The sequence below is a fragment of the Actinomycetota bacterium genome, assembly GCA_004297305.1.
Lineage (GTDB): Bacteria > Actinomycetota > Actinomycetes > S36-B12 > FW305-bin1 > FW305-bin1.
The window spans coordinates 1-14,890 of sequence record SCTR01000011.1 but is presented as its reverse complement, the minus strand read 5'-3'; the positions used below and the strand labels follow the sequence as shown (position 1 = coordinate 14,890).

Annotated in this window: 14 protein-coding genes, 2 tRNA genes and 1 other RNA gene; 12 read left to right on the top strand and 5 right to left on the bottom strand. The window is 70.8% G+C overall.

Annotated features, from left to right (window positions below; translation table 11 throughout):
* Positions 1–21: 21 nt before the first annotated feature.
* The gene (locus EPO13_11515) at positions 22–3,015 is read right to left on the bottom strand and encodes an MMPL family transporter (GenBank protein ID TAK68178.1); all 2,994 of its coding nucleotides are present in this window, start codon (positions 3,013–3,015) and stop codon (positions 22–24) included.
* A gap of 195 nt (positions 3,016–3,210) precedes the next feature.
* Between EPO13_11515 and EPO13_11510 the strand changes: the two genes are divergently transcribed.
* The 5 genes from EPO13_11510 (at position 3,211) to EPO13_11490 (ending at position 5,871) form a co-directional block, all read left to right on the top strand.
* A complete protein-coding gene (locus tag EPO13_11510; protein ID TAK68177.1) occupies positions 3,211–3,705 on the top strand; it encodes a hypothetical protein in 495 nt (164 codons plus the stop codon).
* A gap of 75 nt (positions 3,706–3,780) precedes the next feature.
* Entirely contained in the window at positions 3,781–4,215 is a 435-nt protein-coding gene (locus EPO13_11505; GenBank protein TAK68306.1) for a nucleoside deaminase, read from the top strand.
* Between the two features lie 122 nt (positions 4,216–4,337).
* Positions 4,338–4,427, top strand: a tRNA-Ser gene (locus EPO13_11500).
* 471 nt (positions 4,428–4,898) lie between these two features.
* Positions 4,899–5,336 carry an OsmC family peroxiredoxin gene (locus EPO13_11495; protein ID TAK68176.1) on the top strand — a complete coding sequence of 146 codons (438 nt, stop codon included), beginning with the start codon at positions 4,899–4,901 and terminating at the stop codon, positions 5,334–5,336.
* A gap of 127 nt (positions 5,337–5,463) precedes the next feature.
* Positions 5,464–5,871, top strand: coding sequence for a nitroreductase family deazaflavin-dependent oxidoreductase (locus tag EPO13_11490; protein TAK68175.1), 408 nt, complete (start codon positions 5,464–5,466; stop codon positions 5,869–5,871).
* A gap of 127 nt (positions 5,872–5,998) precedes the next feature.
* Here the strand turns inward: EPO13_11490 and EPO13_11485 are convergent, their stop codons facing one another.
* From EPO13_11485 to EPO13_11475, 3 genes are all read right to left on the bottom strand, one after another.
* A complete protein-coding gene (locus EPO13_11485) occupies positions 5,999–6,670 on the bottom strand; it encodes a LytR family transcriptional regulator (GenBank protein TAK68174.1) in 672 nt (223 codons plus the stop codon).
* Entirely contained in the window at positions 6,667–6,999 is a 333-nt protein-coding gene (locus EPO13_11480) for a type II toxin-antitoxin system VapB family antitoxin (GenBank protein TAK68173.1), read from the bottom strand. The genes EPO13_11485 and EPO13_11480 overlap by 4 nt, the downstream gene beginning before the upstream one ends.
* Before the next feature lie 139 nt (positions 7,000–7,138).
* Positions 7,139–7,226: transfer RNA gene (locus tag EPO13_11475), tRNA-Ser, on the bottom strand.
* A gap of 61 nt (positions 7,227–7,287) precedes the next feature.
* On the opposite strand from EPO13_11475, the gene ffs reads away from it, so the two are divergent.
* The 6 genes from ffs (at position 7,288) to EPO13_11445 (ending at position 12,988) form a co-directional block, all read left to right on the top strand.
* Positions 7,288–7,384: signal recognition particle sRNA small type (gene ffs, locus EPO13_11470), an RNA gene on the top strand.
* Positions 7,385–7,437: 53 nt separating this feature from the next.
* Entirely contained in the window at positions 7,438–9,459 is a 2,022-nt protein-coding gene (locus EPO13_11465) for a DNA polymerase III subunit gamma and tau (GenBank protein ID TAK68172.1), read from the top strand.
* Positions 9,460–9,466: 7 nt separating this feature from the next.
* Positions 9,467–10,066, top strand: a complete 600-nt coding sequence (gene recR / locus EPO13_11460) for a recombination protein RecR (protein TAK68171.1) — start codon at positions 9,467–9,469, stop codon at positions 10,064–10,066.
* 100 nt (positions 10,067–10,166) lie between these two features.
* Entirely contained in the window at positions 10,167–11,465 is a 1,299-nt protein-coding gene (locus EPO13_11455; GenBank protein ID TAK68170.1) for an aspartate kinase, read from the top strand.
* An 11-nt stretch (positions 11,466–11,476) separates the two neighbouring features.
* Positions 11,477–12,535, top strand: a complete 1,059-nt coding sequence (locus EPO13_11450) for an aspartate-semialdehyde dehydrogenase (protein TAK68305.1) — start codon at positions 11,477–11,479, stop codon at positions 12,533–12,535.
* 21 nt (positions 12,536–12,556) lie between these two features.
* A complete protein-coding gene (locus EPO13_11445) occupies positions 12,557–12,988 on the top strand; it encodes an SRPBCC domain-containing protein (GenBank protein ID TAK68169.1) in 432 nt (143 codons plus the stop codon).
* Positions 12,989–13,021: 33 nt separating this feature from the next.
* Here the strand turns inward: EPO13_11445 and EPO13_11440 are convergent, their stop codons facing one another.
* Positions 13,022–14,461, bottom strand: coding sequence for a GuaB1 family IMP dehydrogenase-related protein (locus EPO13_11440; protein TAK68168.1), 1,440 nt, complete (start codon positions 14,459–14,461; stop codon positions 13,022–13,024).
* A gap of 233 nt (positions 14,462–14,694) precedes the next feature.
* Here EPO13_11440 and EPO13_11435 point away from each other — a divergent pair.
* A partial coding sequence (locus tag EPO13_11435) for an iron-siderophore ABC transporter substrate-binding protein (protein TAK68304.1) occupies positions 14,695–14,890 on the top strand: 196 nt, incomplete at its 3' end.

Below are 14,890 nucleotides of genomic sequence, written 5' to 3'. Positions count from 1 at the left end.
GCAGCGTGTCAGATCCGCAGGTCAGCTCGCGCGGATGCCCGCGGCGGCTGTGGCGTGCGCGCAGTCCGTCGCCGGCGCCTCCTCGCCCTCGATGTTCAGGTGGGGCAGGATCCGGTCCAGCAGGCGCGGCAGCCACCAGGTGGCCGCGCCGAAGATTGCCAGCAACGCCGGCGCCAGCAGCAGCACCATGATCGCGGCCAGGAGGACCGCGACGGACAGCCCCACCCCGAACTGTTTAATCGTTGGATCGGGATTGAGGATGAAGCTCGCGAAGACCGCGATCATGATGAGTGCCGCGGCGACGATCACCCGGGCGCTGCCGGCCAGACCGGACCGCACCGCCTGCCGGGCGGTTTCGCCGGCCGCGTGATGCGACTGCACCTGGCTGACCAGGAAGACCTGGTAGTCCATCGACAGCCCGAACAGCGCCGCGAACATCATCAACGGGACGTAACTGGCGATGGGAACTGTCCCGTACGGACTGTCGAGTCCGACCAGCGACAAGCCCCAGCCCCATTCGAAGCAGGCGGTCAGCACACCAAAGGCGGCGCCGACGCTGAGCAGATTCGTCACGGCGGCCTGGACCGGCACGAGCAGGGACCGGAACGCGACCAGCAGCAGGACGAAGGACAGCGCGAGTACGGTCGCGATCACCAGGCCGAGCTTGGAGGCGATGAGGGCCGCGAGGTCGACGTTGCTCGCAGTCGATCCGCCGACGTAGGCGACCAGGCCCCCGCCGGCCGTGGCGGCCGGGATCGCTTGCGTCCGTTCGGCGATGACCAGCTGCGCGGTGGCCTCATCGGCGGGTCGGGTGGTCGGGATGACCTGCAGGATCGCGGAGTCACCGGCGTCGTTGATCCGCGGCGGCGATACGAGGGCGACGCCCGACGGCGTCGCAAGCTGTTGCTGCAGTAAGACGATACGTGGGTCGGTGCCACGCGGATCACCGCCGGCGGCGGTCAGCATCGTGGTGAGCGTCTGCTGCAACGCCTCGGCCTGCTGCTGTTCGGCCTGTGCTTGCGCCTGCTCGGCCTGCAGTGCGTCGGCTTGTTGCTGCAGTTCGGCGCCCTGCTGCTTCAACTCATCGGCTTGGCGCTGCAGCGCAGCAGCTTCCCGCTGCAGCGCGGCGCCCTGCTGCTGGAGTTGCTCGGCCTGCCGTTGTAGCGCGGCGGCTTGAGCCTGCAGCGACCGGGCCTGCCGGACCAGGGGCGGAATCGCTGCGGCGACTCGACGGGCATCGGCCCGGTTGGCCCGTAACCCGTCGCGGACCAGCTCCTCGTGTTCCTGTTCGCGGTCCACGTCGGCCGTCAGCGCGGCGACCACCGCCGGATCGGTGGCGGCATCCAGGGCGGTCTGCAGGATCCGGATCCGGACCGCCGTGGCGGCCAGGTCGGCGAGCAGTTCCCGTTCGCGGGCGGCAATTCGGCGCGCTTGTCGCCGTAGCGATTCCGCCTCGGCCTGCAACGCGTCACGTTCGGCGATCAACCGGGCCTGCTCAGCCCGCAGCGCTGCCTCCTGCCGTCCCAGTTGGGCGGCCTGCGCCTGCAGCGCCGCCTGGCGGCTCTCCAGCTTCTGCTGCTGCGCGAGCAGGTCCGCCTGTTCGGCCTGCAACTGTTGGGCCTGCGCCGGCAGCGTCTGTTGCTTCTGGTCGAGGTCTGCCTTCAGCGCGTTCGCCTGGTTGTCGTCGTCGGTGTACTCCTGGCTGGGTGCGGCCGGCGGAGACAGTTCGGTCGCGATGAGCAGCGGGCCGTTGTAGCCGGGCCCGAAACCGGCAGACATCAGGTCGAATGCCTGCCGCTCCTGCGAGGCGGGCGGCGCGACGCCGATGTCCTCCATCCCCAGCGTCAGGGAGAACGTCGGCACGATCAGCGGCACCATCACCGCGACAGCGATCAACGCGGCGATCCACGGATGCCCGGTGACGGCCTTGGCCCACCGCTGCCAGACCGTCGTCGCCCCGGGCGCGGCTTCCCGGCGCAGCCACCGTGGCAGGCGCCCGCGGTGTACGCCGTGCCCGATCAGCGACAGGATCGCCGGCAGTGCCGTGATCGACGCGATCACCGCCGTCACCACGGCGATCGCTGTCGCATAGCCCAACGACGACACCAGCGGGATGCCGGCGACCGACAGTGCCAGCAGGGCGATGACGACCGTCGTACCGGCGAACACGATGGCCGAGCCCGAGGTGGCGACCGCGCGGGCGATGGATTCCCTGACCGGCATGCCGGACGTGAGTTGATCGCGGTGCCGGGTGACGAGGAACAGCGCGTAGTCGATGCCGACGCCGAGCCCGATCATGGTGGCCAGCGTCGGTCCGACGCTGGGGATGTCCACGACGTGTCCGACCAGGCCGATGATGGCGATCCCGGCGGCGAGCCCGAGCACTGCGGACAGCAGCGGCAGGCCCATCTCGATCACGCTGCCGAAGGTCATCGCGAGGATGACCATCGCGGCGAGGATGCCGATGAGTTCGCTGCTTTCGGTGTCGGTGTCCGACAGCGTGCTGCCGATCGGGCCGCCCACGGCGACCTGCATGCCGAGGCCCTGCGCCGGTGCTGTGGCGGCGTCGAGCACCGCGGCGGCGGTGGCCTCGTCGAGTTCACCGGCGTCTTCGTCCAGCAGGACCGGGATGTACGTCGTGTGATGGTCCTGACTCACCAATCCAGCTGCCGGCTGCGCGAACGGGTCGGTCGCCGAGTACACGTGCGGCAGCCGGGAGATCGCCTGGTAGGCAGCCTCGATGGCGGCCTGGTTCCTGCCCCCGTCGTCGACCGTCCCGGTGGTGGTGTGGAAGACCACCGGGCTGGTCCCGTTCTGCTGCGGCGGGAAGCGGGCGGCGAGCAGATCCGCGGCGGCCTGGCTGTCCGTGCCGGGCAGTGACAGGTCGTTGGTGGTCTCCGCACCCACCCGGCCGACGGTGATGGCCAGGATGCCGAGCGCTGCCACCCACACCAGCAAGGTGGAGATCCGGTACCGGGCGCACAGCGCGCCGAGACGGTGCAGGAGCCGGGCCACGTTCGCACCTTCCCACGCCGGAGGCCACGGTTCAGCCAGCTGGCGCAGGTCGGTGATCTTCCTCCCCGGATGATCGTCATGGATTGACCATCACGGCGGCGGCACGCCTATTGTCGTGCCGCCGGTTGTGCCAGCGACGCAGGTGTCGTCCGCTGGTCGACAGCACCGGCCGACCGCGCGAGGGACGGAGGCGCCGTGGACGACGACACAGTCGACTTCGCGCTGGCCGTATGGCGCGAGGACGGTTCGTGGGTGGTCAGTCCGCTGCCGGCACGGGCCCTGTCCGGACTGGACGAGATCCTGCGGTCGTTGCGGCAGTTGCCCGCCGACGACGGTGCGCTCGGCCTGGTGGCCGTTGCCGACGAGTTCTTCCTGATGATCCGGGTCAACGGCGAGCACGTGCGGTTGCTGCTGTCGGACCTCAACGCGGCGTACGACTGGGCGCTGGCCGACGAGGTCGCCGAACGCCTCGGTATCGACGTACCGGATGACGAGGAGGAGCTGGCCGAGATCGAGCCGGCCGGTGACCTCACGCTGCTGGCCGACCTCGGCATGGAGGCAGCGGAACTGGGCCTGCTGTGCAGTGATCCGGAGCTGTACCCCGACGAGCAGGTGTCCTCGATCGCGGCGCGGCTCGGGTTCGCCGAACCGCTCGCCCACGCCCTTCCCAGCGGCGGTACCCGCGCCTGACCGTCCGTCGCCGGCTCGCCCGGCGCCCGGTGCCACACTCGGCTCGTGAGGATCGCCCCGGCCGACGACGAGGCGATCTCGGCCGCGTTGACGCTGGCGCGCGAGGCGGTCGACGCCGGTGAGATCCCCGTCGGAGCCGTCGTCCTCGACGCCGACGGCGTGGTGGTCGGTTCGGGGCGGAACGAACGCGAACGCTCAGGCGACCCCACCGCGCACGCAGAAGTGGTCGCGCTGCGGGCCGCGGCCCGCGCCCGGGGCACCTGGCGACTGGACGGCTGCACGCTCGCGGTCACGCTGGAGCCGTGCCCGATGTGCGCGGGCGCGATCGTGCTGGCCCGGGTCGACCGGCTGGTCTTCGGTGCCTACAACGAGGAGTACGGCGCCGCCGGGTCGCTGTGGGACCTCGTCCGCGACCGCCGGCTGTCGCATCGGCCCGAGGTGGTGGCCGGCGTACGAGCGCAGGAGTGCCGTGACCTGCTGCAGTCCTTCTTCGCCCCGCGGCGGGTCTGACCTGACTGCGCCTGCACGCTCGGCGCGGCGGCGAAGGCCGCGCTGGCAGGCGGGTCGTGTGGCGATCACGCGGGTGGTGCGGCCGTCCGCCGTGCCGCGCGGCCCCCTGTACCCTCTGCGGCGGTGGCGTGTCCGAGCGGCCAAAGGAGCACGCCTCGAAAGCGTGTGTGGGGGCAACCCCACCGTGGGTTCGAATCCCACCGCCACCGCCAATGTGATGTCTCGGGACACCGTGCATCGGTGTCCCGAGACCTCGTGCCTCCGCTGCTCATCTACCGATTTCGGTCGCCGCCCGGGTCGTCGTGAACCGAGTCGGTTGCCGCCGCGTTCACCGACACCACCCGCCGCTCGGAATGTGGTCGCGCCAAACGCTTCGCGGCCCACAGTGCGTTGGTAGGACAGCATCGCCAGCTTCGTCTACGACACGGCCCGGCGAGGATCGCAGCCAACGCAATCAATACCGAATCGACGTCTTCCAGTACAGGCCAGAGACCGGAGAAGGTTTCTGTGATCGGTATGCAAGCGGTGCTGTCGCGGTTAACCCTGGTGACGCCGTTTGTCGTCCACGAGGATCGGCCGCTCTCATTCTCGCGCCGGACTGACGCCGGCAACCGGGTCGCGGCGCGGTGTCAGACGGTCCCGGCTACCGTGGCGGGCGACTGACTGCTGACTTTGGAGGTTCGATGGCCACGCGTACCGCCCGCACTGGATGGAACGGCACCTTGCAGGAGGGCTCAGGCAAGGTCGAGTTGTCCAGCTCCGGCCTGGGGACGTTCGACGTGTCGTTCCCGCGCCGTACGGCCGACGACGCCGACGGTTGGACCAGCCCGGAGGAGCTCATCGCGGCCGCACATTCGGCGTGCTTCTCGATGGCCCTGTCGAACATCGTGGCCCAGGCCGGTGGCACGCCGCAGGCCCTCGACGTGACCGCGGCCGTCACCCTGGGTCCGGACCCGGCCGGTGGTTCGCGGTTGACCGGCATCACGATCACCGTGCGAGGCGAGGTCGAAGGCCTCGACAACGCCGGTTTCGTTGCGGCCGCGGAGAAGGCGAAGGTCGGCTGTCCGGTCAGCAAGGCGCTGACCGGCGTCGAGGTCACGTTGGACGCCGCGCTCGCCTGACCGACGTTGCGGACCGGCACGGGCGCCCCGACAGGGCGGCTGCGGCCGGTCCGCGCCTGCCTGACCGGCGCGGTGGCCGCAGTCACCCCGACCCGGCCCGCCGCACCACCACAGGAGGATCACCGCCGTGCCCAACAAGTGGAACGAGAAGATCATCGCCGAGTTCCGGGCGAATGAGGGCAAGGTCGGTGGCCCGTTCGAGGGCTCGCCCTTGGTGCTGCTGACGACTCGCGGTGCGAAGACGGGGACCAGCCACACCACTCCGGTCATGTACCTGGCCGACGGGGACCGGGTCGTCGTGTTCGCGTCGGTGGGCGGCGGGCCGCGAAACCCGGATTGGTACTACAACCTGCTCGCGCATCCCGAGGTCAGCGTCGAGCAGGGGACGCAGTCGTACGACGCCGTTGCCCGCCCGCTGCAAGGCGAGGAACGCGATCGGCTGTATGCGCGGCAGGCCGAACTGTTTCCGGTCTTCGCCGACTACGAGGTGAAGGCGCCGCGCGTCATCCCGGTCGTCGGGCTCGAACGGGTCTGAGCGGACAGACTGCACGGCCCAGCCCAGATCTCAGCAGGACCACAGGGGCGGGCCGAGGATTCAGGCGGCGTCGCGGATATGAACGGCCCGAGCTCAGGGCGGGCCGAGGATCTGGATGGGCCGAAAATCAGGACGCTGCGGGGCTCGCCGAGCGTGACCCGGTCGTCGAGCCGGACGACGCCGGTGCCGACGATGCGGCCGTCGAGGGCGCAGCAGTAGGTGAACAACCCGGACCCGAGGCGACAGGCGTGGGCTGGGTGAGGGCTCGTTGCACCGCCTTGGCGCCGGCGACGCTGGTGAAGCCGGTGCCCAGCACGACGTCGACGGTGGCGTCGGTGCGGGGGTCGGCCAGCAGGATCGCGCCGGGGACGTAGTACGCCGCGAGCTGCGCGCCGGCGAGCCCGGTGGCACCGTGCCGGATCTCGGCGGGCGCCGTGATGGTCTTCTGCAGCGGATCGTTGGCGACCTTGCCGACGACGAAGCCGCGCGACTTCAGGACGGTGCTGGTGTCAGCGGCCAGGCCGGGCCGGGTGGTGGCGTTGTACACGTTCACCGTGACCTGGCCCGGCTTCGGCAGACCGGTCCCGGGCACGAGGGTCACCGTCGTACAGGGCCGCGGGGCCGACGACGACGGCGAGGCTTCCGGCGTGGTGGAGTCGCCGCGCAGGTACCACGTGATGCCCAGCGCTGCCGCGAACAGCACCGCCATCGCGATCACCACGAACACCGCCGTCCCCACCCAGGAACGGCGACGACCGGGTCCGCCGGGCAGCGGACCGCTCGAGCCGAGCAGCGTCATTGTGGCCCTCCGCTCGGTCCGGTCACGCCCCGGATCGAATCCAGATCGAGTACGCGGGAGTGCAGGGTGCCCCGCTGCTGCAGCGCCGCCCGCACGGCGCGGTGCAGGCCATCTTCCAAATACAACGTGTCCTGCCACCGCACGACATGCGCGAACAGGTCACCGAAGAACGTGGAGTCCTCGGTCAGCAGCGCGTCCAGGTCGAGCGTCCGCTTGGTCGTGACCAGTTCGTCGAGCCGGACGGGCCGCGGCGGGACGACAGCCCAGTCCGCCGCGCTGAACCCGTGGTCGGGGTAGGGGCGCCCGTCGCCGACACCCTTGAAGATCACACACCGGAGTCTAGGCGGCACCGGCGGTGGCCGCCCGGACCCGCGACCGGCGCGGGACGTCCGATCGTCGACGTGGGATCGGGTCCCGCTGCTGGTCGGGCACCGGCGCCGCCCAGGTGTCGACCCTGCCGGCGAAAGTTGGCGGAGGATACGGGATTTGAACCCGTGAGGGGTTGCCCCCTACACGCTTTCCAAGCGTGCGCACTCGGCCACTATGCGAATCCTCCGCCGGAGAGGTTACCGGTCACGCCCGGCCGCCCCCGGGTCGGGCGGGTGCGTAGACTGCCGGCCGACCCCTCGTGCGGCGTCATCCCGCGGAACTCCCCCAGGGCCGGAAGGCAGCAAGGGTACGCAGGCTCTGGCGGGTGCGCGGGGGGTCCTTTTCGGGGCTCCGCTTGCGGCGTGAGCCCGGTCGTACGGCGGGGCTAGGGTTCCCGCATGTCGCTCGCGCTGTACCGCACGTACCGGCCGGGCCGACTGTCCGAGGTCGTCGGCCAGGAGCACGTCACCGAGCCGCTACGGCGGGCGCTCGAGCGCGATCTGGTCCACCACGCGTACCTGTTCTCCGGCCCGCGCGGCTGCGGCAAGACCTCGACCGCCCGCATCCTGGCCCGCTCGTTGAACTGCGAGCAGGGCCCGACGCCGGACCCGTGCGGGGTGTGTCCGTCCTGCGTCGACCTGGCCCCCAACGGTCCGGGCTCCCTCGACGTCATCGAACTCGACGCCGCCTCGCACGGGGGAGTGGACGACACCCGTGACCTGCGTGAGCGGGCGATGTTCGCCCCCGCCGCGTCGCGCTACAAGATCTACATCATCGACGAGGCCCACATGGTGACCTCGGCCGGCTTCAACGCCTTGCTCAAGCTGGTGGAGGAACCGCCGGAGCATGTGCGTTTCATGTTCGCCACGACCGAGGTCGACAAGGTCCTGCCGACGATCCGGTCCCGGACCCACAACTACACGTTCCGGCTGATTCCGGCGAAGGTGCTGACCGAACACCTCGCGGCGGTCTGCGACGCCGAAGGCGTTGCGTACGAACGTACGGCGTTGACCCTCGTCGCTCGCGCCGGCGCGGGCAGCGCGCGGGACGCGATGTCGATCCTCGGCCAGCTCATCGCCGGGGCCGGCCCGGACGGCTTGACGTACGCCGATGCGGTGCAGCAACTGGGGGCCACGGACGCCGCGCTGCTGGACACCGTGGTCGAGGCGCTGGCCGTCGGCGACGGTGCCGCGCTGTTCGCCGCCGTGGACCGCGTCGTCGACGCCGGGCACGATCCACGCCGGTTCGTCACCGACCTGCTGGAGCGGGTGCGCGACCTGGTCGTGCTCAACGCCGTCCCGGACGCTGCGACCCGCGGTCTGGTGGATGGGCCGGACGATCTGCTCGCCCGCATGACGACGCAGGCGGAGTCCTTCGGGCTGCCCGAGTTGTCCCGTGCCGGGGACGTCATCAGCGCCGGGCTGACCGAGCTCAAGGGCGCCACGGCACCCCGGTTGGCCCTGGAACTGCTGTGCGCCCGGCTATTGCTGCCCGCGGCGGCTGCGGACCCGGCGGCCCTGGCGGCCCGGGTCGACCGGCTGGAGCGACGGCTGACCGGGGCCGGCCCGCTGCCGGCCGAGACGCCGATCGCCCGCACTCCTGGTGGTCCGCCCGCACCGGACACGCCGATGGCCCGGAGTGCGGCCGGCCCGGCGCCGACCGACGACGGGCCCGGTGACGTCGCTGGCGCCCCCGCAGCCCAGAGCCCCGGCCCCGCGAGGCCGGCGCGTCCGGCGGAGTCGACGCGATCGGTTGCCGCCGTAGCAGAATCGCCGTCCAGGCCGCCAGTGCCGCCGGTGCCGGCTGGGTCGCCAGCATCGTCCGGCCCGCCAGTGCCGCCAGTACCGGCTGGGCCGCCGGCACGCCCGGCAGCCGCCGTACGGTCGGCGACCGCCAGCCGCCCGACGGCTCCCGCTCCCGATGCCAGTAGCGCCCTGCCGGCCGACGACGCCGGTGCTGTCTCCCCGGCTGTCCGCCCCGCCGGCGACATCGGCTCGGCCAGAGCACAGTGGCCGGCCGTGCTCGACGCGCTGAAAGCCCGCAGTCGAGTGGCGTGGATGGGTTTCGAGAGTTCCATCCCGTTGTCCTGGGACGACGGCACGCTGGCGGTCGGCGTTCCGGCGCAGGGCACGCTGGTGAACATCCGCGAGGGTGGCCGCGACGAGCAACTGCGTCAGGCGGTCCTGGACGTGCTGCAGGTCGAGGTGCGCATCGCGGTGGTCCTGGATCCCGGCGTGGGCAGCCGGACGCCGGTGGCCGCCGCCGGCGACGTGCCATCGGCCCCGTCCGGGCCGCCGCCGGTCGTGCCGGACGAACCGGAGCGCGACGATCCCGAGGAGCCGTCCGCCGGCCTGACCGGGGTCGACCTGGCCCTGCGCGAGTTGGGTGCCACGAAGATCGGCGAGATCGAGAACGGGTGATCGTGGCGTGTACGAGGGTGTGATCCAGGACCTCATCGACGAACTCGGACGGTTGCCCGGGGTCGGTCCGAAGAGCGCTCAGCGCTTGGCTTTTCATCTGCTGCAGGCGGATCCGGTCGACGTACGCCGGCTGGCCCACGTCCTGCTGGAGGTGAAGGAGAAGGTTCGTTTCTGCGTCACCTGCGGCAACGTGGCCGAGGAGAGCGAATGCCGGGTGTGCCGGGACCCGCGGCGCGATCCCGCAGTGATCTGCGTCGTCGAGGAGCCCCGCGACGTGGTGGCGATCGAACGGACCCGGGAGTTCCGGGGTCGGTATCACGTGCTGGGCGGCGCGATCAGCCCCATCGACGGGGTCGGCCCGGATGATCTGCGGGTCCGCGAACTGATGACGCGGCTGGCTGACGGCACGGTGACCGAACTGATCCTCGCCACCGACCCGAACCTCGAAGGCGAGGCGACCGCGACCTACCTGGCCCGCCTCGTGCAGCCCCTCGACCTGGCCGTCACCCGGCTCGCCAGCGGCCTGCCCGTGGGAGGGGACCTGGAGTACGCCGACGAGGTCACTCTTGGCCGGGCCTTCGAGGGCCGGCGTCGGCTGGACCTGTAACGCGCAGCGACGCCCGGTGGCCCGCCCCGTAGACTGACCGCCGCTCGCGCGCCGTCGGCGCGGTGCGTCCGCCAGCCGTCGACCGTCCGGAGCCTCAACCGTGGGACTCGTCGTCCAGAAGTACGGCGGCTCGTCGGTCGCCGACGCCGAAGCCGTCCGCCGGGTCGCCAGCCGCATCGTGGACACCCGCGCAGCCGGACACGACGTCGTCGTGATCGTCTCGGCGATGGGTGACACCACCGACGAGTTGCTCGATCTCGCGCAAGAGGTATCGCCGGAACCGCCCGCCCGTGAGCTGGACATGCTGCTCACCGCCGGCGAGCGCATCTCGATGGCGGTGCTGGCGATGGCGATCCACGACCTGGGTGTGCAGGCACGGTCGTACACCGGTTCGCAGGCCGGCCTGATCACCGACTCCGCGCACGGCCGCGCCCGCATCATCGACGTCACCCCGGGCCGTATCAGTACGGCGCTGGCCGAGGGCGCGGTCCCGATCGTCGCGGGCTTCCAGGGCGTCAGCCAGGACACCAAGGACGTGACCACCCTGGGCCGCGGTGGCTCGGACACCACCGCGGTCGCGCTGGCCGCCGCGTTGCAAGCCGACGTGTGCGAGATCTACACCGACGTCGACGGGGTCTTCACCGCCGATCCCCGCGTCGTCGCCGCCGCTCGCAAGGTCGAGTTCATCACCTACGAGGAAATGATGGAACTGGCCGCCGTCGGCGCGAAGGTGCTGCACCTGCGCTGCGTGGAGTACGCGCGGCGGTTCGATCTGCCCATCCATGTGCGCTCGTCGTTCTCGGCTCACGAGGGCACCTGGGTCATGTCCGAATCTGCCGTCCGGGACGCCTACGCGAAGGCCGCCATCGAGAGGGACACCGTGGAGCAGCCGATCATCTCCGGGGTCGCCGCCGACCTCAACGACGCGAAGATCACGGTGGTGGGGGTGGCGGACAAGCCCGGACAGGCCGCCGCGATATTCCGCGCGCTCGCCGACGCGGCGGTGAACCTGGACATGATCGTGCAGAACGTGTCGGCTGCCGCGACCGGCGTCACCGACGTGACGTTCACGTGCCCCCAGGCGGAGTCGGCGCAGGCGCTGGCCGCCTTGGAGGCGACCCGCGATTCGATCGGCTTCCAGACGCTGCTGTTCGATCCCGATGTGGCGAAGGTGTCCCTGGTGGGAGCCGGGATGCGTTCCCACCCAGGCGTTTCGGCGGCCTTCTTCGCCGCGCTGGCCGAATCCGGGGTCAACGTGGAGATGATCTCCACGTCGGAGATCCGGATCTCGGTGGTGACCCGGCGGGCCGATGCCCAGCCGGCGGTCCGGGCGCTGCACACCGCGTTCGGCCTGGATGCCGACGGCGAAGCCGTGGTGTACGGCGGGACCGGGCGATGACGGGACCCGCGATGAACAGCCGGCCGACCCTGGCCGTCGTCGGCGCCACCGGCGCCGTGGGCAGCGTGATGCTGGAGTTGCTGAGTACCCGCCCGGACGTGTGGGGTGATATCCGGCTGGTCGCCTCCCCGCGTTCGGCCGGCAAGGTGCTCACCGTCCGTGGCAGGCCGGTCAGGGTCGTCGCGCTGGCCCCGGAGGTCTTCGACGGTGTCGACGTGGCGATGTTCGATGTGCCCGATGAGGTATCGGCCGAATGGGCGCCGATCGCGGCCAGCCGTGGCGCGGTCGCGGTCGACAATTCCGGTGCGTTCCGGATGGACCCCGACGTCCCGCTGGTGGTGCCTGAGGTGAACGCCGCCGCGGCCCGGCAGCGACCGCGCGGGATCATCAGCAATCCGAACTGCACGACACTGTCGATGATCGTGGCGCTGGGGGCGCTGCATCGCCGCTACGAGTTGCAGGAGCTGGTCGTCGCGTCGTACCAGGCGGCGTCCGGCGCCGGCCAGGCGGGGATCGACGCACTACGCAGCCAGGTCGCGGCCGTGGCCGGACATCCGCAGATCGGGGAGTCGGCGGGTGACCTGCGTACCGTCGTCACCGACTTCGGGCCGTTCCCAGCGCCGCTGGCGCTGAACGTGGTTCCGCTGGCCGGCTCGGTCAAGGACGACGGCTGGAGCAGCGAGGAGCTCAAGGTACGCAACGAGTCCCGCAAGATCCTGGCCCTGCCCGAGCTGCGGGTGTCGGCCACCTGCGTCCGGGTACCGGTGATCACGACGCACTCGCTGGCCGTTCACGCGCGTTTCGCGTCGGTCGTCGACGCCGACGAGGCGCGCGCGTTGCTTGCCACCGCGGAAGGCGTTGTCGTGGTGGACGATCCGGCTGCCGGCGTGTTCCCGACGCCAGCGGATGCCGTGGGTACCGATCCGACCTGGGTCGGCCGGATCCGCCGCAGCCTGGACGACCCGACCGCGTTGGATCTCTTCCTGTGCGGGGACAACCTGCGGAAGGGCGCAGCGCTCAACACGGCCCAGATCGCCGAAGTGGTTGCCGCTGAACTGGTGGGTAGCTAGTCGAGTTCCTGGAGGTCCGTGATGCCTGGTCAGGTAGCGACCGCCGAGGTCACCATCAACGCGCCTGCGTCGCGGGTCTGGGAGGCGCTGACCGACCCCGACCTGATTGCCCGGTACATGTTCGGCGCTCGCGTCCAGACCGACTGGCAACCTGGACACCCGATCACCTGGAGCGGCCAGTACGAGGGCAAGCCCTACCAGGACAAGGGAACCGTGCTCGACGTCGTCGCACCGACCAAGCTCGAGGTCACTCACTACAGTCCACTGAGCGGCCTACCCGACATCCCGGATCACTACCACCACGTGGCCTATCACCTCGCCGAAGCCGGCGATCGGACGACCGTGACGTTGCGCCAGGACGGCAACGACTCGGCGGCCGCCGCGGCGCACTCGCAGCAGATGTGGCAGGCGATGCTCGACGGCATGAAGGGCGTCGTCGAAGGTCGCCAATGAACGTCGGTCACGAATGAACCTCCGGACTGGACGTCACCATCCGGCAGGCAGCGCTCGACCTTCGGCGTAGCCGGCGGCGGACTGCAGTCCGAGCACGGCGCGGTCGTAGAATTCCGGCAGCGTACGGGCGCCGGTGTAGGTCAGCGCCGACCGCACTCCCGCGACGATCAGGTCGATCAGATCCTCGACTCCGGGCCGGTGCGGGTCCAGAAACATCCGTGACGTGGAGATTCCCTCGTCGAACAGACCTTTGCGGGCGCGCTCGTACGCCGTTTCCTGTGCGGTCCGCGACGCGACGGCCCGCGCCGATGCCATACCGAAACTCTCCTTGTACAGCCGGCCGTCGGCGTCGTGGTGGGCCTCGCCGGGCGACTCGTACGTCCCGGCGAACCACGAGCCGATCATGACGTTGGACGCGCCGGCCGCGAGGGCCAGCGCCACGTCGCGAGGCTGGCGTATGCCGCCGTCGGCCCACACCGAGATTCCCCGCTCTCGCGCCGCGGCGGCGCACTCGAGAATCGCCGACAGTTGCGGCCGTCCCACCCCGGTCATCATGCGGGTCGTGCACATGGCTCCCGGCCCGATACCCACCTTGACGATGTCGGCGCCGGCAGCGGCCAGGTCGGCGACCCCTGCCGCGGTCACCACGTTGCCGGCCACCACCGGGACGGCCGGGTCCAGGGCCCGGATCGCCTGCAGCGCCTCGATCATCCGGTCCTGGTGTCCGTGCGCTGTGTCGACCACCAGGACGTCGGTGCCCAGGGCCAGCAGAGCTGCCGCGCGGGCGGCGACGTCGCCGTTGATGCCCACGGCCGTGGCGATCCGCAGGCGGCCACCGGCATCCACCGCCGGTTGGTACAGGGTGGACCGCAAGGCGCCGGTCCTGGTCAGAATGCCCAGCGTCACCCCCTCGGCCGTCACCACCGGGGCCAACCGATGCCGTCCGCTGGCCAGCAGATCGAATGCCGTCGCTGGATCGGTGCCCTCGGCGATGGTCAGAAGGTCCCGGCTCATCACCGAGCTGACCGAAGCGAAGGGGTCGGCACCGAGGCAGTCCTGTTCGGTGACCACGCCCAGCGGCCGGTCCGTCTCGTCGATGACCACGAGTGCGCCGTGGGCCCGCTTGGGCAGCAGCGCGAGCGCATCTCCCACGATGCCCGTCGGGGGGAGCGTGAGGGGCGTGTCGTAGACCAGATGGCGTTGCTTGACCCAGGAGACGACCTCCTCGACGACGGTCAGCGGCACGTCCTGCGGGAGGACCGCCAGACCGCCGCGGCGGGCGAGGGTCTCGGCCATCCGGCGCCCGGCGACCGCTGTCATGTTGGCCGCGACCAGCGGGATCGTGGTCCCCGTCGCGTCCCGGGTGGTCAGGTCGACATCGTGACGCGACGGGATCGACGACCTCTGCGGTACGAGGAATACGTCGTCGAAGGTCAGGTCGGTCGTCGGCGAACTGCCAGAACTGAATCGCACGGGATCAGGAGGCTACGCGATTGCGCCCGGGCGGGCAGGGCCAAGCGCGCAGTCCGCTCCGGGCTGTCGCGGCGGGCTGCCGCCGGCCCGACACGGACTCATCTCGACTAGGATCACTTGACCTCGGATGGTCAATAGCCTGTAATCAGCCGGGGCGCGATCGCGTCCAACGCGGCTTGACCGTCACTACAGGGGACACCATGACATCAAGGATCAATCGGCCTTTCTCTGCCCTGAACGCGACACGTACCCGCCGACCGCGGGGCAGCGCCATTCTCGCCGGTGTCGGTGTGTCGGCGGTGGCGCTGACGTTGGCCGCCTGCGGCAGCGGCGACAGCGGCGGTTCAACGCCGTCGGGGTCGGCTGCCTCCGTAGGCACCCTGAAGCTCGCGGTGTCGACCACGGACGCGACGCAGATCCAGCCCGTGG

Coding starts and splice junctions, on each gene's coding strand:
- EPO13_11445 (TAK68169.1), top strand. CDS start 12,557: ATGCCTGGTCAGGTAGCGACCGCCGAGGTCACCATCAACGCGCCTGCG.
- EPO13_11485 (TAK68174.1), bottom strand. CDS start 6,670: ATGACGCTGCTCGGCTCGAGCGGTCCGCTGCCCGGCGGACCCGGTCGT.
- EPO13_11450 (TAK68305.1), top strand. CDS start 11,477: ATGAACAGCCGGCCGACCCTGGCCGTCGTCGGCGCCACCGGCGCCGTG.
- EPO13_11465 (TAK68172.1), top strand. CDS start 7,438: ATGTCGCTCGCGCTGTACCGCACGTACCGGCCGGGCCGACTGTCCGAG.
- EPO13_11495 (TAK68176.1), top strand. CDS start 4,899: ATGGCCACGCGTACCGCCCGCACTGGATGGAACGGCACCTTGCAGGAG.